The following is a 19,034-nucleotide window of genomic DNA, read 5'->3' on the forward strand; positions in this document are numbered from 1 at the left end:
CGAGGGCGCCTGTTTACTGTGGTGCTTAAGTTCAGCTTTTACGCTGATCAGCCATCTCACGTTTGGGCCCGAACATCGCCCACACGATCAGCCCGAACAGCGGCACGAAAATCAGAATGATCAACCACAACCCCTTGGTCTCCCAGCCACCGGTGCTGCGCAAGACGACGTTGATCGCCCACAATTCCAAGATCAGCAGAATCACGGCCAAAATGATCCAGATAGTTTCCAATTGCATAGTTCACCTCCTGAGGTCTATGCATTAGGTCAGCCGTATGGCTCCAGGGTTCCATCCGATTTGCACCCAGGCGCTCTCGCCCAACGGTTGCGGCTAATCCTGCGCGACCTTCTAGACTCACCGCACTCACGTTTTTTAATCCACCCGATGAGCGGGAATTTCAACCAGCGTTCGGTGGGCCACCCACGTCTGCGCGAATACCTGTCGAGCTTGAAGAACTCGCTGAGCGGCAACAGCGCCGCCGGCTCCGCCCTGCCTCCGGGCACCTACGCCAGAAGCCCGTGCGACAGCGACAAGAAGGCTGAAACAGCGCCAAAAGAAAAGGCCTCTACCCGCGTTTCATCACTCAAACAGCCTGCCAGCTAGAAGACTAAGAAAAAGGCGCCGCGAAGCGACAGCTAACCGCTACCTATTCACCGCCTGACTCGCCGATAAAAGCCAGGCGCTTCTCCAGCCACTGGCGGACGATTTCTCGTGCCGCCACCTGCGCCTCCTCCACAGAGAAACCACGCTCACTCTGCAGCCACGCGGCGGTGACTTGCCGAGCCGGTTCGACCGCAGCCAGCGCCAGCGTGCGCGATTTGCTCGGCCATGACTTTTCATCGTTCCAACTGCGCATGGCCGGTTCAGGGTCTTCTGCGCCCTCCACCGGTTTGAGAAAGTCGCGCGGCGATACCGTCGCACGCAAATCCAGGCGCCGCCACTCGGCATAGCTCGCAAAACGAATAGTGCCGCTGTTGCCGCTGGCGGTCGCAATAGCAGGGTCAAAGCCCGCGTCCAATTGCTGCCACGGCGCTTGCTTGAACAGCTCGCCTTGCGGCGCGCACAACGGCGCGAAGCTGTCGCGGGTCGAACCATACAGCGGCCCGAATGCCTCATAGGCGTCTGCGCCGTGACGGCTGAAGACGAAGCAGTGCACATACGCACGCTGGTCGGCGAACACTTCGTACTGTGCCCGTTCGACCATCATGCGTAACAGCGTCAGGGTGATGCGGTCGCGGCTGAATACCGGGTCGCTGTCCAGGTCCTGGAAAATCTCCCATGGATAGCTGTCGGTCTTGAGCACCGCGAGTACCTGCTGGCGTTTTTCTTCGGCTTCTTGGGCGGTGACGCCGCTCTGCGGTTCAAAGCGTTGCAGGTACACCAACCAGGCGGCCGCCAGTTCACTCTGGGGAAAACGTCGCAAGCCCTGAGCGGCGTCTGCTGGATGATCAGGAATGCTGGCGATGATCGCATCCAGCTCGGCGGTGTGCGGCTGGGTGAGTTGGCCCACCTCAATCAACCGTTTGCTCAGCAATGGCTGCAAGCAGGCCGGGTCGGTGCCGCAGGCATCACGGGTTTTCAGCCAGGCTCGCTGAGCATTGCGCAACGCGTCGCGTTGCGGGCCCTTGAGCTTGCCCATCGCACTCAGGTAATGCTCGCCGAGCATGCCGTCGAGGCGGCTCAGCTCCGGGTTGGCGCAGAGGGTCTGCTCGACAGGCGTGGTGGCCTTTTTGCAGTCATACGACGCAGCCCCGGCCGGCGCTGCGGCACACAGCAGTGCAGCGGCCATCCCCATCAGCGGGCACAACGATTTAACCGAGTAGTCCATCACATTCCTTGCCAGAGGTCCTTTCGAGGCGCGTATTGTGCAGCGCTGACACGCCGATCACAAAGCTTCGTGCCGGGTCGCATCGAAGCGCTCCCGCGCCTGAAGTGCCGACCTTGCTCGCGAACCTGGCCGCCGTAACCTTCAACGCTCAGTTGCACATCACCGTGACCAGCGTCGCAATGGATTGGCCGCCACCTCAAGGCACCGGCAACCAGCCGCTGAAGCCGCCCTGTCGGGTCAGCGGGCTCCAGGCAAAGTCGCCTGCACTCGCCGGCAACACTTGATGTTCAGCGCCCGCAACGGCGGCACCTTTCCAGTCAAAAATCCTTGACCCCCGCCAGGCCAGAACCACCCCTTGGGCCTGGCTGTCATCGGTGCTTATCCAACACGCAGCCGCAGCCGCCATGAAGGCCTCGATGGGCTCCTCGTCAATCTGCGCGCGGTACGCCGAGCCCAGCAGCCAGCGGCAGACGTTCAGGTGATACGTCCAGTCCTGCGGTGGCTGGTTGTGATAGGCCCAGATCATGAAGCTGCGAAACAGGTTCAACCCCTCGGGCGGGTCGAGCTTGAGCAGCGCCGGGCAGATGTCGAACAAGGTGTGCCAATACGGCAACAAACGCGCATCCAGGTGCACGAAGCAGCGGGAATTGCTGGGGTATTCAGGCAGTGTCGGTTCCGCGCGCAAGCGACGGGACGCCTTGCTGACCAGGCGGCTGGCGCCTGCAGGCAATAGATGGTTCATCAAACGCACTCACAGTCGTGACGATAGAACGCCTCCTGATCACAGGAAGCCCAAGGCACACGTCAGAATGCGGGGGAAGCGCGGGGGTTGGCTGAGGGCCAGGAATATCGCGGCGGCGCCTTGTTGCGCCGCTCATGGGCCGGGCGCGGGGTTTGCTGGAGACTCAACAGCCAGGCCAGGCCGATGAGGAACACGATGGCCACGGTCACGGCGGAGCACACCGGGCAGGCAAAGTAGTTCGAGATGTTGCTGGAAGACGGGTTTCCCAACCCTTTGTCGGAAAGTGGCGCCTGGCTACCGTCCACCGAACAGAAGGCCCCGCCGATGCCATTGAGCTGTTGGCCCATCATCTGCCCATGCCCCAAACCACAGGCGAACACGTTCATCAGCACGCAAAAGTACAGGGCCCAGGCGATCAGCGAACGGTCAGGGTGGCTCAATTTCATGGCGGCGACTCTACCACCGAAGCCCCAAAGGGATGAAGCACCGCGCGCCCCTGTGGCAGAACGTCGCAGATTACGTGGGCTGGCCGGGGTTGGTAGACTGTGCGCCCGCATCATTACTCCTTTTCAAAGCCTGTTATGTAGATCCAGAGCAATGCAGGCGTTTCACAGGATGCACAGTTAATGAGTACGTTATTCACCCGCCGCAAAGTGCTGACCGGTATGGGCCTGTTGGGTCTGGGCAGCCTGCTGGGCGGCTGTGACTACAGCCCCAAGCTGAACTTCAAGTACGGCAAGGACCTCAGTGACAAGATCATGGGCCGCACCTTCAAGCTCAAGAACACCGACGGCGAAACCGTCACCCTGAGCTCGTTCCGTGGCCTGATGCCAGTGGTGTTCTTTGGTTTCACCCAGTGCCCGGCCGTGTGCCCAACCACCCTGGCCCGCGCCGCCCAAGCCAAGAAGCTGATGGGCCGCGATGGCGAGATCATGCAAGTGGTGTTCATCACCCTCGACCCCGAGCGCGACACACCGGAATTGCTCGACAGGTACGTGAAGGCCTTCGACCCCAGCTTCGAAGCGCTGTACGGCACCCCGGAAGAAATCGCCGTGGCCGCCAAGGAGTTCGGGATCTTTTATGAAAAGATCCCTGCCGGTGACACCTATACCTTGTCGCACACCTCGACCAGTTTCGTCTTCGACACCCGTGGCAACCTACGCCTGGGCCTGTCGGCATCCCTTACCGCTAAAGAGTGCGCAGAAGACCTGCTCACCGTCATGGAGGTCTGCTAATGACTGCCGTTCAACACCTCAAGCGCTTTACTTTCGGCCTGACGCTGCTGGGCCTCGCTGCCCACGCCAGTGCCCAGGTACAAGTGAGCGACGCGTGGGTACGCGCCACCGTAGCGGGCCAAACGTCCAGCGGCGCCTTCATGACCGTCACCGCCGACAGCGACAGCAAACTGCTCAGCGTAGCGTCGCCGGTAGCCAAGGATGCGCAGATCCATGAGATGAGCATGAAGGATGACGTGATGCGCATGGGGCCGGTGGACTCGGTGGCGTTGCCTGCGGGTAAAGCGGTCAAGCTGGACCCGAACGGTTATCACGTGATGCTGATGGGGCTGACTGGGCAGATCAAGGAAGGTGATCAGGTGCCTTTGACCTTGACCGTAGAGAACGCCAAGGGTGAGAAGCAGGTGATTGAAGTGAAAGCGCCGGCGCGTGGGTTGAACGGTATGGATGGCAAACATGGCATGCATGGTCAGAATGGCCAAGACGGCCAAGACGGCGAGAACGGCATGGACCACGGCAAGATGCACTAAACCGCTTCGGCGGTGAGGGAGGCTGCCGTGGCGAGCGGGTTGTTGTGGCGAGTGGGCTTGCCCTGATGGCCAACGCACCCGCGAGCTGTACACGCGCTTGGACAAAAGCCCGATGGGCACCGCCGTGCTGGCGAACTCAGCTTACCCGCTGAACCGCCAGCGCCTGGCCGAGCGGCTGGACTTTGATGGCGTGCACGAGAACTCGCTGGATTCGAGCCAAGTCTCCACCTACGACATTCCCATCGAGGCGGCCAACCTGGCGTCATCATCGGCGATTCGTGTGGGCGCGATGATTGGCGACATCCACACCCAATATCACCAGATCCGCCCGTGGTTGTTACTGGATGAAGAAGCCACCTACACCAGCAGCGCCATGCCGCAAGAGCGCAACCCGGGCTTGCTGATGCGCAACAGCACCACCCCACTCGGCGCGCTCAAGGATGAACGCTTCATCCTGGTTCGCCACCCCGGCGCGCCGGGCATGTACGCCAACCTGATCAAGGCCTGCCAGAACGCCGATTTCGAACCCACGATTGCCTTTGAAGTGGAACGCATGCTGACCAACGTCAGCCTAGTGGCGGCCGGCGAAGGCATCTCGGTGGTGCCGGCCTCCGAGTTGGGGGCGGTGTATCGCAAAGGGTAAGGCTCAATCCACAATAAACAGCTTCGCCCCACTGCGGGTGGATGAGCGATGGCCTTCCATGTCATTGCCCACCTGGTAACTCATCCCGGCCGTCAGCGTGAACTGGCGGCCGTCTTCCAATTCGGTGTGCAGTTCCCCTTCGAGACACAGCAACACATGCCCGCGCCAGCACCAGTGATCGGCCAAGTAACCGGGGGTGTACTCGACCATGCGCACACGGGTCGTGCCGAAGTGGCAAGTACGCCACAGGGCACTGCCGGTAACGCCCGGGTGAAGTTCGGGTTCGACGGTGGACCAGTCGGTGGTGCCAAACGGGACAGCAGTCAGTTCCATGGTGGGCTCGGTCGTCAGTTAACGTGGCACGACCCTATCTGCCTGAAACGCGCAGCGGTAGACACAGATCGACGGCTTTTGTGAGATACAGGCGCCCATGCTTGTTAACCTACCCGCCCTGCCCTCACGGACGCGTGCTTATGCAGATCGACCCCGCTTTCATCCTTCACGAGACCGAGCACTGGCGGCTCAACCATCACCTTGCGTCGAAGCTGCCGGGCTACCTGATACTGGGCGCCAAGGCCCCCATCGATTCCCTCGCCGACATGCCGGACGCAGCGCTGGCGGAACTGGGGGGCTTACTGGCTAAAACCCAACGGGTGATCGAGGCGCAGCTCCAGCCGAAATGGCTGTATATCAGCCGCTACGGGCACATGCCCGGCTTCCCGCTGCACTTTCATTTCATCCCAGTGTATGACTGGGTGGAGCAAGCGTTTTGGCAGGATCAGCGCTACCGCGTGCTGCAAAATTTTGGTGCCCCGGAACAGGCGCAGGCGCTGACCGATGGGGCTGAATTGACACTGTTTGTGTGGCGCGAGTTTAGCGAGAGCCCGACACCGCCGGCGGTTCAAGGGGGGTCGGTTGGCCGGGTGATCGAGCGGTTGCGCACCGCCCTTCAAGCCTGACCCCGATCCCTTGTGGGAGCAGTGTTGCTGAAAAGCTCTGCATGCGCCGCAATGGCCCTGCGAACCGAGACCTGACCGACAAAGCTGATCCCCTGTGGGAGCTGTCGAGCTTTAGCGAGGCTGCTAAGGCGGCGGCACTGTCAGCACAGTTGTCGCCTGCCCCACCGCTATCGCAGCCTCGCTGGGGCTCGACAGCTCCCACATTGGAGCAGTGTTGCTGAAGAGATCTGCATGCGCCGCAATGGCCCTGCGAACCGAGACCTGACCGACAAAGCTGATCCCCTGTGGGAGCACCTGTGTTAGCTGGCGCTGATCGCATCCCTAGCAATGAGTCGCTTGGTCATCGGGATGCACGCCAATTCCAGCCCCGACGGCGAGTGATACACCGCCTGCTCCTCGCCCACATAACCGTAGGCTCTGTAGAAGCTCGCCGCATTCAGCGTCGCATCCAGCACCACTTCTTCAATCGCAAGTTCCCGCGCAACCCCTTCCAAATGGTCAAGCATCGCCTTGCCATACCCCCGTCCGGCAAACTCAGGTAGCACGAACAACGCGCCCACTTCGTTGTTGTCGGGGTCGAGCATCCCGGTGATCACGGGTTCATTGTTCACCCAGCCCAGGTAAAACGGCTTGTCCATCAGCACGCTGTAACCGTCTTCGGCGCGGCCGCGGGTCCACAGCAGCATTTGTTCGCGGGTGTAGGCGCCGATGCATTGGCTGCGGATGGCCAACAGGCGAATGTCGAACGCCGCCTGGGCGTCCTCTGGGGTGGCGCGTTTGATCTCTAGCATTGCTTTCTCCGTCCATGAACTCATCGTGCGATTAGCACACTGGTGCTAATCGATCCCTTTGCCCGGCGGCGCTATATTCCGCGGCACTTCCAACGCCCCCTGGCACCGTGAATTTATCGCGCGTGGGCGCGGTGCGCGCTGAAAAAACCATAACAAACCCAAGGAAGAAACACCATGAAACGGCACTCCTCCGTTACCCGCCTCACCCTGTTGGGCGCATTGATCATTGGCGCTGCCGGCTGCAGCAATATGAAACCCTCCGAAGATCACCTCAAGTGCGCATTCACGTGTCATCGCTGCTGCGCAGCTTGAGGGTGCCCTCGCGGGCTGCGGCTGAGGGCAAGTACTCCGGGGAGTTCTAGGCGTTTTTCCTGCCAGGGCTGAGTCGTCGTGCCCCCATGAATGCACGACCGGCTGGCCGCCTGAGTCAGCGTAACTGGAACCAGGTGGTTTTCAGCTGGGTGTACTTGTCGAATGAATGCAGCGACAAATCACGGCCGAAGCCGGACTGCTTGCCACCGCCGAACGGCACCGTAACATCCAGGGCGTCGACGGTGTTGACCGACACAGTGCCGGCATTCAAGGCCCGCGCAACACGATGGGCGCGGTTGAGGTCATCACTCCACACCGACGCCGCCAAGCCATAGAGGCTGTCATTGGCTAGCTGGATCGCCTGCTCTTCCGTGTCAAACGCGCTAACGGCCAGCACCGGGCCGAACACTTCATCACGCGAGAGCTGCATGTCGCGGGTCACACCGCCAAAAATGGTCGGCTGGATAAAGTTTGATGAACCATTGAGGGTCACCTGTTCGCCCCCGCACAACAGCCTGGCGCCCTCGCCCTGGGCCTGACTGATGGCGTGCATGATGCGTGCGGTCTGCTCACGGTCGACAATTGCACCGGCAGCGCTGGCGGGGTTCAGCGGATCACCCGGCATCCAGGCGTGCGACTTGGCAATCAGGCGCTCAACGAACTCGTCATGGATGGAGCGCTGCACATACAACCGCGAGTTGGCCGAACACACCTCGCCCTGGTTGAAAAAAATCCCGAAGGCGGCCTTCTCTGCCGCCAGGTCCAGGTCCTGGCAGTCGTCGAACACCAGGTTCGGGCTCTTGCCCCCACACTCCAGCCACACCTGCTTCAAGTTGGATTGAGCTGCATACTGCATAAAGTATTTGCCGACCTGGGTGGAGCCGGTGAACACCAGGCCATCCACGTCCGGGTGCAGGCCCAGCGCCTTGCCGGCATGTTCACCGAGGCCTGGCACCACGTTCAAAACGCCCTCTGGGATACCTGCCTCCAGGGCAAGCTGGGCCAGGCGCAGGGCAGAAAATGGCGACTGCTCGGCGGGTTTCAACACCACGCTGTTACCGGCTGCCAACGCCGGTGCGAGCTTCCAGGCGGCCATGTCGAGTGGGAAATTCCACGGCACCACGGCTGCAATTACGCCCAACGCTTCACGCGTGATAGTCGCCAGCGCATTGCGCGCGGTGGGCGCGACCTGATCGTAGATTTTGTCGAGGGCTTCGCCGTACCAGGCAAACACATGCGCGGCGCCGGGCACGTCAATGGTGTAGGCATCCATCACCGGCTTGCCCATGTTCAGCGAATCAAGCAGCGCCAGCTCTTCGCGGTGGGCCATCAGCAACTCGGCGAGCTTGATCAGGACCTTCTTGCGTTCCAGCGGCGGCATGCGCCGCCAAGGGCCGGTGTCGAAGGCCTGGCGCGCGCTGCGCACAGCCAGGTCAACCTCGGCCTCGCCACAGGCGGCAACACGCGCCAGCAGCTGATTGGTGGCCGGGTTGATGGCGTCGAACGTCGCGCCGCCAGCCGCGTTGACGGGTTGGCCACCGATCAAGGCAGTGTCGATGAAGGTCTGGCGGGCAACACGCTGTTGCCAGTAATTAAGGTCGAACACGGTGTACTCCCAATAAATATCGATGGATAGCGCGGGGTTTATTCAGCGATCTGCAGTTCCGGCATCTTCACGCTAAAACCTCGGGTAATGCCCAGCAAACAAAGGAGGCCAACCCCCATCCAGCACAGGCCGATCGTGAAAGACATGCTGGACAGGCTGGTCCACAGCCACACGGTGCTGAGGAACCCCAGGCCCGGCAACGCGGCGTACAACAGGTAATTGCGGGTGCCGCGTAACTTCTGGTCGAGCAGGTAATGCTTGATCACCGCCAGGTTCACCGCCGAAAACGCGAACAATGCACCGAAGCTGATCATGTTGGCCACGGTGTCCAGGGTGATGAACAGGGCAATCAACGAGAACAGGCTGACCAGCACAATCGCCGTGGCCGGCACGCGTTTTTTCGTCACCAGTTTGCCCAGCACCCGCGGCAGCGCGCCGTCGCGCCCCATGGCGAACAACACCCGCGACACACTCGCCTGGGAGACCATCGCCGAGGCGAAACAGCCCGCCACATAGGTGGCGGTAAAGGCCGTCACCAGCAGTTCGCCGCCCACGCGGCGCATCACGTCCACCGACGCCGAATCCGGGTCGACAAAGCTGTTCCATTCCGGGAACACCAGTTGCGCGAAATACGACACCAGCAAAAACAGCAGGCCGCCAAACAGCGACACCACCATGATCGCCAGCGGGATAGTGCGGCGCGGGTTGGGGGTTTCCTCGGCCATGGTCGACACCGCATCAAAGCCCAGAAAGGACAGGCACAGCACCGCCGCGCCCGCCATGATCAACGGCGGGCTGAAGCCTTCATGATGGAACGGCGCCAACAGCGAAACCGGCGCGGGCTGCCCGCTGAGGGTGTGCACCGACAACGCCACGAACACTACGATGAACACCAACTGGGCGACGATGAGTATCCAGTTGACCCGGGTGATGGACTCGATGCCCACCAGGTTCAGCGCCGTGACCAGCGCAATCGAGCCGAGCACCCACACGGAAGTGGGCACGCCGGGGAAGTATTCGGACAGGTAGATGCCGATCAGCAAATAACTCAGCAGCGGCAAGAAGATGTAGTCGAGCAGCAAGGTCCAGCCAGCGATAAAGCCGAAATACGCGCCAAACGCCTTGCGGGTATAGGAATACACCGAGCCGGAAAAGGGATGCGCCTGCACCATGCGCCCATAGCTGTAGGCCGTCAGCAGCATGGCGGCGAGGGTCAGCATATAGGCGGTGGGCAAGTGGCCCTTGGTCATTTGGGTTACCAGCCCATAGGTGGTAAACACCGCCAGCGGCACCATGTACGCAAGACCGAACAGCACCAGCCCGACCAGGCCCAGCGGCTGGCGAAACTTGCGGGTCGAAGCGGCTTTGGGCGCGCGGTGATGGGAGGGAGTTTCGGCCACGCTTGTTATTGTATTCATGGGTGACTCCTGGAAATCGGGATGCAGGCCGTCGCGGCAGTCGATGGCATCGGCTGCCGTTCAAGCGATGTCTGATGGAGGGTGCTCACCACCCCGTGCGTGGGGGTGAGCAGGTCACTTCACAGCTTTCCCGCGATCCGTGCGGTGCGATCAACCGCGATGCGGGTCTTGTCGACCAGCTCGTCCAGCTCCGCGCGCGTGGCCACCAGTGCCGGCGCCATGATCATGCGCCCGAGCGTGGAGCGGATGATCACGCCCTCCTCAAAGCCAAAGGTGCGGCACTGCCAGGCCAGGTCGTTTTCATTGTCGAAGCGTTTGCGCGTGGCCTTGTCTTCAACGAACTGCAGGGCCCCGAGCAGGCCTGCGCCCTGGATCTCGCCGACCATCGGGTGGTTGCCGAACACTTCATGCAGCAAGCTCTGCAAGTACGGCCCGGTGTCGTTCTTGACCTGGCGCACGATGCCTTCATCGCGCAGGGCCTTGAGGTTGGCCAGCGCCACGGCCGCCGCCACCGGGTGCCCGGAATAGGTCAGCCCGTGGGCGAACACTCCGCCCTGCTCCACCAGCGCCTCGGCGATGCGCTTGCTCAACACCAGGCCGCCCATCGGCAGGTAACCGGAGGTCAGGCCCTTGGCGATCGACAAGGTGTCCGGCTCAAAGCCGAAGTGTTGATGGGCGAACCATTCGCCGGTACGGCCAAAGCCACCAATCACCTCGTCGGCGCACAGCAGCACGTCGTATTGGCGGCAAATGCGCTGAATCTCAGGCCAGTAGCTTTCAGGTGGGAAAATCATCCCGCCCGCGCCCTGGAACGGTTCGGCGATAAACCCCGCGACGTTCTCGGCGCCCAGCTCGAGGATTTTTTCTTCCAACTGCAGGGCGCAGCGGCGGCCAAACTCGGCCGGCGTCAGTTCGCCGCCATGGGCATACCAGTAAGGTTCATCAATGTGCGCGACGTCGGGAATCATCCCGCCCATCTCGTGCATGAACTTCATGCCGCCCAGCGCAGACGCCGCCAAGGTCGAGCCGTGATAGCCGTTCCAGCGGCCGATCATGATCTTTTTCTGCGGCTGGCCGACCACTTGCCAATAGCGGCGCACGGTACGGATCAACACCTCGTTGGCCTCGGAGCCGGAGTTGGTGTAGATCACGTGGCTGTAATGCCCCGGCAACAGGCTGAACAGCAGTTCCGACAGCTCGATCACCGCCGGGTGGGTGGTGTGAAAGAACATGTTGTAGTACGCCAACTGATCCATCTGCGCGGCGGCAGCGGCGGTCAAATCCCGGCGACCATAGCCCAGTTGGGTGCACCACAGGCCGGACATGCCGTCCAGGTAGCGCTTGCCTTCGCTGTCCCACAGGTACAGGCCCTCACCGCGCACCATCACACGCGGGCCTTCGGCATTCAGCGCCTTTTGATCGACAAACCCATGGATGTGGTGGGCCGCATCAGCGCGCTGATAATCCTCGGTGCGGCGATTCAGTTGGGCGGGTAAGTTCATGGTTTTTCTCTCTTATAGTAATGACGCAAGGAGGAGCAACACCGCCTAGCGGTTCTTGCTCATGTAGCGTTCAAGCGGGTCTTTACTCAGCACGCCCTGGGCTTCGGCCAGCGAGTCGATGAACAAGGCGAACAGTTCCGACTGCGCGCCGATATCCAGCTTGGTGTAGATGTGTTTGCGGTGGGACTTGATGGTGTCCTCCGACACGCCGAGGCGCTCGGCCAATGAGCGCGTGGAATGCCCGCGCAGGATCAACTGGGCGATGCGGCATTCGCGCTCGGTCAATATCGACGAACCGAAGTTGTTCAGCGCCGCGTGAATGCGCTGCTCTAGCAGGTTTTCAAAGCGTGCGCCCTGGGCATCCAGGCCGACAAAATGCTTGCCCAGCACCGCCAGCACCCACGGGGCGATGCGCTTGAACTGCGCGGTGGTGGCAGCGTCGAGCTTCTGCGTAAAGGCCAGTGACACCGCCAGGCTAGAGCCGTTGCTCGATTGCAGGATGTAGTTGAGTTCATCTTCCAGCTGCGAGTGCCGGTAAAACGACTGGAAGTACTCGGTGAGTTCGAAGTGGTCAGGGGCAATGTCGGCAAGGCCGTAACACCCGGAACTGACGCCCTCCACGCAGGCGCCGTAAAACGGGTCGAGCAAATAGAACCCCGACAGGTACTGGCGCACATTGCCTTGTGGCAACCACGGCCCATCCAACTCGAACAACGCGCTGGGCATGCCGCCACGCGGGTAGAAATACAGCGTCGTGGCCTGGATCGGCTGCAGCACCCCAAGGGCCTCAAACAAGGTCGCGGCGAACCCCGACTGCCCGATGCTCTCGGTCACCCGGGCCATCTGTTCGAACCATTGCGCAGAAGAAAGCCGGTCGTTTTCCACTTCAAAGACTCGCGTTAAGAACTGCAAGGATGGTCACACACCCGCCCCCTCCTCGAAATCACCCGATAGGGTGAGCCTGCATTCGATATTTATGCTCTGTTCAAAGCTTAATAATATTTTATTAAAAACCGCCCTCCCCCTAGCCTTGAAGCCATGCCCAAGCTGAATCCAACTGCATTACGCAAGGACAGACACATGACTCAAGCAATAACAACAATAGACACGCTGGTGGTGGGAGCCGGTCAAGCTGGCGTGGCCATGAGCGAGCACCTGAGCAAGCAAGGCGTGCCGCACCTGGTGTTGGAGCGCAGCCGCATCGCCGAGCGCTGGCGCACCGGGCGTTGGGATTCGTTGGTGGCCAACGGGCCGGCCTGGCATGACCGTTTTCCGGGGCTGGAATTTGATGATGTCGCCGCCGATGGCTTCGCGCCAAAAGAGCGTGTGGCGGATTATTTTGAAGCCTATGCACGCAAGTTCAATGCGCCGATCCGCACTGGCGTGGACGTCATTTCCGTGGTGCGTAATGTCGGTCGCCCAGGCTTCACCGTGCACACCAGCGAAGGCGTGATCGAAGCCAACCGCGTGGTCGCCGCCACCGGGCCGTTCCAGAAGCCAGTGATTCCGGCGATTGCGCCCAAAGACACCGCGCTGCACCAGATCCACTCCGCCGACTACCGCAACCCCGCACAACTGCCGGCCGGTGCCGTGCTGGTGGTGGGCGCCGGTTCGTCCGGCGTGCAGATCGCCGATGAATTGCAGCGCTCCGGCCGTCAGGTGTACCTGTCGGTCGGCGCCCATGACCGCCCGCCCCGCGCTTATCGCAACCGCGATTTCTGCTGGTGGCTGGGGGTGTTGGGCGAGTGGGATCAGGCCGCGATGAAACCCGGCCGCGAGCACGTGACCATTGCCGTGAGCGGCGCCCACGGCGGCAAGACCATCGATTTTCGCGAGTTGGCCCAGCAAGGCATGACCCTGGTTGGCCTGACCCAAGCCTTCAACGGCACCACCGCCAGCTTCCAGCCCAACTTGATCGACAACCTGGCGCGCGGCGATGAGAACTACCTGGCCCTGCTGGATGCGGCGGACGCTTACATCGAGCGCAACGGCCTCGACCTGCCCGTGGAGCCAGAAGCGCGCCGCGTATTCCCGGATGCCGAGTGCATCAAACAGCCAATCCTGGAGCTGGACCTGGCCAAGGCCGGTATCACCTCGATCATCTGGGCCACCGGGTTTGCCGTGGACTACAGCTGGCTCAAGGTCGATGCGTTTGACGCCGCCGGCAAACCGCAACACCAGCGCGGCGTGGCCCCTGAGTCGGGTATCTACTTCCTCGGTTTGCCGTGGCAATCACGCCGGGGCTCGTCGTTTATCTGGGGCGTGTGGCACGACGCCAAGTACGTGGCCGACCACATCGCCATCCAGCGCCAATACCTCGAGTACCGCGAAGCCGCACCGGTTGTTCACAAAGCACCTGTCAGCGCCTGATCACCTTTTTCTGGAGTTTTTTTGATGCCTACTCACACTCGCATCCGCATGTTCAACACCAAAGAAACCTACCCCAACCAGAGCCTGGACAACGACCTGTGCCAGGCCGTGCGCGCCGGCAATACCGTGTATGTGCGCGGCCAGGTCGGCACTGATTTCGACGGCAACCTGATTGGCCTTGGCGACCCACGGGCCCAGGCCGAACAGGCGATGAAAAACGTCAAGCAGCTGCTTGAGGAAGCAGGCTCCGACCTGAGCCATATCGTCAAGACCACCACCTACCTGATCGACCCGCGCTACCGCGAGCCGGTGTACCAGGAAGTCGGCAAGTGGCTCAAAGGCGTGTTCCCGATCTCCACCGGGCTGGTGGTCTCGGCCCTCGGCCAGCCGCAGTGGCTGATGGAAATTGACGTGATCGCCGTTATTCCCGAATAAGGAGCCGCACATGACCTTTTCAATCGTCGGCCGTTGCGCAGACACCGGCCAACTGGGCATCGCCATCAGCTCATCGAGCATCGCCGTGGGCGCCCGCTGCCCGTGGCTGCGCCCCGGGGTGGGCGCGGTCTCGACCCAAAACATCACGTTGCCGGCCCTGGGCCCGGACGTGCTCGACCTGTTGGAACAAGGCCTGTCGCCAGCCGAGGCTGTCGACAACGCCCTGACCCGCAACGGCTACAGCCAATACCGGCAACTGACGGCGATTGATCACCTGGGCCGCAGCGTGCATTTCAGCGGCAGCGAAACCCTCGGCACCCACAATGCCGTCTCGGGCGAACAGTGCGTGGCCGCCGGCAATATGCTCGCCGACCGCACGGTGATCGAGGCGATGGTCACAGCCTTCGAACACGGCGAAGGCCAACTGGCCGACCGCCTGCTGGCCGCGATGCACGCCGCCATCGCCGCCGGTGGCGAAGCCGGCCCGGTGCATTCCGCCGCCTTGGTGGTGGTGGGCGAACTGACCTGGCCGATCATCAACCTGCGCGTGGATTGGGCCGAGGAACAGCCGATCGCCGCACTGCAAAAGCTCTGGGACGCCTACCGCCCGCAAGTGCAGGACTACATCGACCGCGCCCTCGCCCCCGACCGCTCGCCCGGCTACGGCGTGGCCGGAGACGACCGATGAGCAGCAGCCGCGAGTGGCTGCAGACGCTGGTGGGGTTTGACACCACCAGCCGCGAATCCAACCTGCAGTTGATCGAGTGTGCACGCGATTACCTGGCGGGTTACGGCGTGGCCAGTGAGTTGGTCTACAACGAGGAACGCAGCAAGGCCAACCTGTTCGCCAGCATCGGCCCGGTGGAATTGCCGGGCATTGTGCTGTCGGGCCATACCGATGTGGTGCCGGTGGATGGGCAGCCGTGGACAGTGCCGCCGTTCGAGCTGACCGAGCGCGACGGCAAGCTGTTTGGCCGGGGCACGGCGGATATGAAGGGTTACATCGCCTGCGTGATGGCGCTGGTGCCCGCGCTGGTCAAGGCAGACCTGCGCCTGCCGGTGCACATCGCCCTGTCTTACGACGAGGAAGTCGGCTGCCTGGGCGTGCGTTCGTTGCTCAAGGTATTGGAACAGCGCCCGGTAAAACCAATGCTGTGCATCATCGGCGAGCCGACCGAGCTGAAACCGGTGCTCGGCCACAAGGGCAAGCTCGCGATGCGTTGTGATGTGCAGGGCGAAGCGTGCCACTCGGCGTATGCGCCGTATGGCGTGAATGCCATCGAACACGCGGCGGAGTTGATCGGTGAACTAGGGCGGATTGGGCAGCGGCTGCGCGAGCAGCAAGACCCGAGGTTTGATCCGCCATTCAGCACGGTGCAGACCGGGGTGATTTCCGGCGGCAAAGCGCTGAATATCGTACCGGCGGATTGCCGGTTTGATTTTGAAGTGCGCGCGCTGCCCTCGATGGACCCGGGTGAAGTGGCTGAGGAACTGCAAGCCTACGCCATGCAGCAGGTGTTGCCGCGTATGCAGGCCGTCAGCAAGCAGAGCGCGATTCGGTTTACCGAGTTGTCGGCCTACCCAGGCCTGGTCACCGATGAGCGCAGCCAGGCGGCGCAGTTGATTGCGGCGTTTTCCGGCTCCCGGGATTTCGGCACCGTGGCGTTTGGCACTGAGGGTGGGTTGTTTGACGCGGTGGGCATACCCACGGTGGTGTGCGGGCCTGGGAGCATGGACCAGGGGCACAAGCCGGATGAGTTTGTGAGTGTGGCGCAGCTGGCCGGGTGTGATGCCATGCTAGAGCGCATGCTCGACTCGATCCGCGCCTGAGCCGAGCACACCCCTACCCGGCAACACACATCTACTGTGGGAGCTGGCTTGCCTGCGATGGCGGTGTATCAGCCAGCCTCTGTGGCAACTGACACACCACCATCGCGGGCAAGCCCGGCTCCCACAGTGGATCTCTGTTGTTTGTTGGGTAGCATTTCAGGTTTAGCCCAGCAGCCGTGCGAGTTCTTCGCGGCAGTAGTCGACAAACAACTGCACTGGCTTGGTCAGCGGCGCCCGCCGCAACCACACCGCCGACAACCCGGAACCCGTCACTGTTTCAGCCAACGGCACACACACCACCTTCTGCCCATCATAGGTGTACTCGGTAAACGGCTTGGTCACCAGAATCGAAAACCCAAACCCGCGCCCCACCATGCCGCGCACCATTTCAATCGACGGCGAGCTGAACACGATATTCGGCGTCAACCCGCGCTCTTCAAAGATGCTCACGAAGTACGTCCGGCTCGGCAGCACATCCAGCAGAATCATCGGCTCCAGCACCAGGTCCGCCAACGACACCTTGGCCTGCTGCGCAAAGCGGTGGTCCGCCGGCAGCAGCGCATACGGCTGCTGCGGCGGCATCAATGGCGTGGTCTCGATGGTGCCGCCCAAGTCATGCTCAAACAGCATCGCCACATCGATACTGCCCGCCGTCAGCGCTTGCACCAGCTCTTGCTGCTCGCCATCACGAATGCGGATCTCCACCCCCGGCCAGCGCGCCTTGAAGCCGGCGATCAAGCGCGGCAAGTACAACGGCGCCACGGTTTCAAAGCAGCCGATGTCGATCTGCCCCGCCACCACGTCATTGTCGGCCAGGGCGTTTTGCTCGAACTCATGCGCCACCCGCAACAGCTCCAGCGCCTTGCGATAAAACCGCGCCCCGCTGGGTGTGAGCGAAACGCCCTGGGCGTGATGGCGGATAAACAACTGCACGCCAAAGCTGTCTTCCAGCTGCTTGATCGCGGTGGAAACCGACGGCTGCGCGATATACAGCTTGCGCGACGCCTCGGCGACGCTGCCGCACTCGGCCGTGGTCACAAAATATTTGAGTTGGCGCAGGTTATAGGCAGCCATCGGGACCTCCAAAAACGTGGGACTTCGCCCCAAACAAGTGCGCGAAAATCGGCTTTTTCACACGGATTAAAGTCCATGCAACATACCGGAGCAAAAAAACCGGTGAGCTATATTTTTTAAGGTCTATAGCAACAAACTTACTAATTTACCTGCCCGCCCCCATTGCAGATGATCACTCCAACAACAAAGCGTCGCCCACGCGCCGCACAGCGAAGTACGTCAACGTACTCACCTTGCCTTGGAGCTCGTCATGGTTACCACTGCAACATCCTCCGCCCCGCTTATCGAAAAACACACGATTGGATACGTGCCCCCGGAAGATCGCCACGGAAAGGTAAGAGACCTGTTCACCCTGTGGTTCGGCGGCAACATCGCGCCGTTGCCGATCGTCACCGGTGCGCTCGGTGTGCAACTGTTCCACTTGAACCTGTTGTGGGGCATCGTCGCCATCCTCGTCGGCCACCTGGTCGGCGGCGTGTTGATGGCCTTGCACTCAGCCCAAGGCCCGCAAATGGGCATCCCGCAAATGATCCAGAGTCGCGCCCAGTTCGGCTCCCTCGGCGCCCTGCTGGTGGTGGTCATCGCCGGCGTGATGTACATCGGCTTCTTCGCCTCCAACATCGTACTCGCGGGTAAATCCCTGCACGGCGTGGTCGACAGCGTGCCCGTACCGGTCGGCATCGTCATCGGCGCCATCGGTTCCGGGATCATCGGCATCATCGGCTACCGCTTCATCCACGTGCTCAACCGCATCGGCACCTGGGTGCTCGGCGCCGGCATCGTGCTGGGTTTTGGCTACATCTTCACCCACGTGCAGACCACCGACTTCCTCACCCGTGGCAGCTTCAACATCGCAGGCGTGCTGGCCACCGTGTCCCTCGCCGCGCTGTGGCAGATCGCCTTCGCGCCCTACGTGTCGGACTACTCCCGCTACCTGCCCGCCGACGTGCCCGTCGCCTCCACCTTCTGGACCACCTACCTCGGCTCCGTCCTCGGTTCCAGCCTGGCCTTCATCTTCGGCGCCGTCGCCGTGCTCGCCACCCCGGTCGGCATGGACACCATGGACGCCGTCAAACTCGCCACCGGCGCCATCGGCCCGCTGATGCTGGTGCTGTTTTTGCTCAGCGTAATCAGCCACAACGCCCTCAACCTGTACGGCGCAGTACTGTCAATCATCACCCTGGTGCAAACCTTCGCCTACCGCTGGATCCCCACCGCCAAAAGCCGCGCGGTAATCTCCATCCTCGTACTCGCCGCCTGCGCCATTGCAGCCGTGTTCGCCTCCAAAGACTTCATCGGCCACTTCGTCGACATGGTACTGGTGCTGCTGGTGGTACTGGTGCCGTGGACGGCGATCAACCTGATCGACTTTTACGCGATTCACAAAGGCAAATACGACATTGCCTCGATCTTCCGGGTGGATGGCGGCATCTACGGCAAGTACAACCCACAGGCGCTGCTGGCGTATGCAGTGGGGATTGCGGTGCAGATTCCGTTTATGAACACGCCGCTGTATGTGGGGCCGATTTCCGAACACATTAATGGCGCGGATTTGTCTTGGGTGGTGGGGTTGCTGGTGACGTCGCCGTTGTATTTCTGGTTGGCGAGTCGGGACAGTGCGTACAAACGTCGGATGGAGGGGGGGAAGTTGGTGAGTGGGGTTTAAGCCGACTGCCTGAAGCGTTTCAACAGTGATGGATAGAACCACCCCTATCTTGGCTTTACGGCTGGGGTATGGGTGGTTTTTTCGTTTTTGAG

Annotated in this window: 19 protein-coding genes and 4 pseudogenes; 12 read left to right on the forward strand and 11 right to left on the reverse strand. The window is 61.7% G+C overall.

Annotated features, from left to right (window positions below):
- Window positions 1-31: 31 nt before the first annotated feature.
- Window positions 32-238, reverse strand: a complete 207-nt coding sequence (locus ACI77I_RS26805) for a PLD nuclease N-terminal domain-containing protein (protein ID WP_094953799.1) — start codon at window positions 236-238, stop codon at window positions 32-34.
- 111 nt (window positions 239-349) lie between these two features.
- Here ACI77I_RS26805 and ACI77I_RS26810 point away from each other — a divergent pair.
- Window positions 350-466, forward strand: a pseudogene (locus ACI77I_RS26810) (peptidase); the annotation flags it as partial.
- A gap of 181 nt (window positions 467-647) precedes the next feature.
- On the opposite strand, the gene ACI77I_RS26815 reads toward ACI77I_RS26810, so the two are convergent.
- From ACI77I_RS26815 to ACI77I_RS26825, 3 genes are all read right to left on the reverse strand, one after another.
- Window positions 648-1,829, reverse strand: coding sequence for a lysozyme inhibitor LprI family protein (locus tag ACI77I_RS26815; RefSeq protein WP_242155657.1), 1,182 nt, complete (start codon window positions 1,827-1,829; stop codon window positions 648-650).
- A 196-nt stretch (window positions 1,830-2,025) separates the two neighbouring features.
- Window positions 2,026-2,571, reverse strand: a complete 546-nt coding sequence (locus ACI77I_RS26820) for a putative natural product biosynthesis protein (protein WP_094953801.1) — start codon at window positions 2,569-2,571, stop codon at window positions 2,026-2,028.
- 62 nt (window positions 2,572-2,633) lie between these two features.
- Complete coding sequence (locus ACI77I_RS26825) at window positions 2,634-3,017, reverse strand: DUF2946 domain-containing protein (RefSeq protein WP_094953802.1); 384 nt, start codon at window positions 3,015-3,017, stop codon at window positions 2,634-2,636.
- A 180-nt stretch (window positions 3,018-3,197) separates the two neighbouring features.
- On the opposite strand from ACI77I_RS26825, the gene ACI77I_RS26830 reads away from it, so the two are divergent.
- The 4 genes and pseudogenes from ACI77I_RS26830 to ACI77I_RS26845 all read left to right on the forward strand — a co-directional run.
- Window positions 3,198-3,806, forward strand: coding sequence for an SCO family protein (locus ACI77I_RS26830; protein ID WP_053255622.1), 609 nt, complete (start codon window positions 3,198-3,200; stop codon window positions 3,804-3,806).
- Window positions 3,806-4,336 carry a copper chaperone PCu(A)C gene (locus ACI77I_RS26835; protein ID WP_256589328.1) on the forward strand — a complete coding sequence of 177 codons (531 nt, stop codon included), beginning with the start codon at window positions 3,806-3,808 and terminating at the stop codon, window positions 4,334-4,336. Before ACI77I_RS26830 ends, ACI77I_RS26835 begins: the two co-directional genes overlap by 1 nt.
- A gap of 64 nt (window positions 4,337-4,400) precedes the next feature.
- A pseudogene (locus tag ACI77I_RS26840) lies at window positions 4,401-4,745 on the forward strand (argininosuccinate lyase); the annotation flags it as partial.
- Between the two features lie 15 nt (window positions 4,746-4,760).
- Window positions 4,761-4,949 (forward strand): annotated as a pseudogene (locus ACI77I_RS26845) (LysR substrate-binding domain-containing protein); the annotation flags it as partial.
- A gap of 33 nt (window positions 4,950-4,982) precedes the next feature.
- Here ACI77I_RS26845 and ACI77I_RS26850 read toward each other — a convergent pair.
- Window positions 4,983-5,312 carry a DHCW motif cupin fold protein gene (locus ACI77I_RS26850; RefSeq protein WP_094953803.1) on the reverse strand — a complete coding sequence of 110 codons (330 nt, stop codon included), beginning with the start codon at window positions 5,310-5,312 and terminating at the stop codon, window positions 4,983-4,985.
- A gap of 140 nt (window positions 5,313-5,452) precedes the next feature.
- Between ACI77I_RS26850 and ACI77I_RS26855 the strand changes: the two genes are divergently transcribed.
- Window positions 5,453-5,938 carry an HIT family protein gene (locus ACI77I_RS26855; RefSeq protein ID WP_406999240.1) on the forward strand — a complete coding sequence of 162 codons (486 nt, stop codon included), beginning with the start codon at window positions 5,453-5,455 and terminating at the stop codon, window positions 5,936-5,938.
- Window positions 5,939-6,237: 299 nt separating this feature from the next.
- Here ACI77I_RS26855 and ACI77I_RS26860 read toward each other — a convergent pair whose 3' ends face one another.
- A complete protein-coding gene (locus tag ACI77I_RS26860) occupies window positions 6,238-6,729 on the reverse strand; it encodes a GNAT family N-acetyltransferase (protein ID WP_242155649.1) in 492 nt (163 codons plus the stop codon).
- Between the two features lie 275 nt (window positions 6,730-7,004).
- On the opposite strand from ACI77I_RS26860, the pseudogene ACI77I_RS26865 reads away from it, so the two are divergent.
- Window positions 7,005-7,091, forward strand: a pseudogene (locus ACI77I_RS26865) (DNA-binding response regulator); the annotation flags it as partial.
- Window positions 7,092-7,156: 65 nt separating this feature from the next.
- Here the strand turns inward: ACI77I_RS26865 and ACI77I_RS26870 are convergent.
- The 4 genes from ACI77I_RS26870 to ACI77I_RS26885 form a co-directional block, all read right to left on the reverse strand.
- Entirely contained in the window at window positions 7,157-8,647 is a 1,491-nt protein-coding gene (locus tag ACI77I_RS26870) for an aldehyde dehydrogenase (RefSeq protein WP_406999242.1), read from the reverse strand.
- A gap of 38 nt (window positions 8,648-8,685) precedes the next feature.
- Window positions 8,686-10,065 (reverse strand): APC family permease, encoded by a 1,380-nt coding sequence (locus tag ACI77I_RS26875; protein ID WP_242155645.1) that lies wholly within the window; start codon window positions 10,063-10,065, stop codon window positions 8,686-8,688.
- Window positions 10,066-10,184: 119 nt separating this feature from the next.
- Entirely contained in the window at window positions 10,185-11,567 is a 1,383-nt protein-coding gene (locus tag ACI77I_RS26880) for an aspartate aminotransferase family protein (RefSeq protein ID WP_242155643.1), read from the reverse strand.
- A 45-nt stretch (window positions 11,568-11,612) separates the two neighbouring features.
- Complete coding sequence (locus tag ACI77I_RS26885) at window positions 11,613-12,452, reverse strand: helix-turn-helix transcriptional regulator (protein ID WP_094953437.1); 840 nt, start codon at window positions 12,450-12,452, stop codon at window positions 11,613-11,615.
- Between the two features lie 153 nt (window positions 12,453-12,605).
- On the opposite strand from ACI77I_RS26885, the gene ACI77I_RS26890 reads away from it, so the two are divergent.
- Genes ACI77I_RS26890 through argE form a run of 4 tightly spaced genes read left to right on the forward strand, consistent with a single transcriptional unit; the run spans window position 12,606 to window position 16,202 of the window.
- Complete coding sequence (locus ACI77I_RS26890) at window positions 12,606-13,937, forward strand: flavin-containing monooxygenase (protein WP_406980400.1); 1,332 nt, start codon at window positions 12,606-12,608, stop codon at window positions 13,935-13,937.
- Between the two features lie 24 nt (window positions 13,938-13,961).
- Window positions 13,962-14,372, forward strand: a complete 411-nt coding sequence (locus ACI77I_RS26895) for a RidA family protein (protein WP_003207327.1) — start codon at window positions 13,962-13,964, stop codon at window positions 14,370-14,372.
- A 10-nt stretch (window positions 14,373-14,382) separates the two neighbouring features.
- Window positions 14,383-15,060 carry a DUF1028 domain-containing protein gene (locus tag ACI77I_RS26900; RefSeq protein WP_406999244.1) on the forward strand — a complete coding sequence of 226 codons (678 nt, stop codon included), beginning with the start codon at window positions 14,383-14,385 and terminating at the stop codon, window positions 15,058-15,060.
- Entirely contained in the window at window positions 15,057-16,202 is a 1,146-nt protein-coding gene (gene argE / locus ACI77I_RS26905; protein WP_406999246.1) for an acetylornithine deacetylase, read from the forward strand. Before ACI77I_RS26900 ends, argE begins: the two co-directional genes overlap by 4 nt.
- Before the next feature lie 162 nt (window positions 16,203-16,364).
- On the opposite strand, the gene ACI77I_RS26910 is transcribed toward argE, so the two are convergent.
- The gene (locus ACI77I_RS26910; RefSeq protein WP_263274916.1) at window positions 16,365-17,276 is read right to left on the reverse strand and encodes a LysR substrate-binding domain-containing protein; all 912 of its coding nucleotides are present in this window, start codon (window positions 17,274-17,276) and stop codon (window positions 16,365-16,367) included.
- 250 nt (window positions 17,277-17,526) lie between these two features.
- Here ACI77I_RS26910 and ACI77I_RS26915 point away from each other — a divergent pair, with 250 nt between their 5' ends.
- Window positions 17,527-18,942: a cytosine permease gene (locus ACI77I_RS26915; RefSeq protein WP_263274915.1), complete on the forward strand. Its 1,416-nt coding sequence runs from the start codon at window positions 17,527-17,529 to the stop codon at window positions 18,940-18,942.
- The last annotated feature ends 92 nt before the right edge of the window (window positions 18,943-19,034 follow it).

This window comes from Pseudomonas sp. D47, assembly GCF_045447305.1.
Lineage (GTDB): Bacteria > Pseudomonadota > Gammaproteobacteria > Pseudomonadales > Pseudomonadaceae > Aquipseudomonas.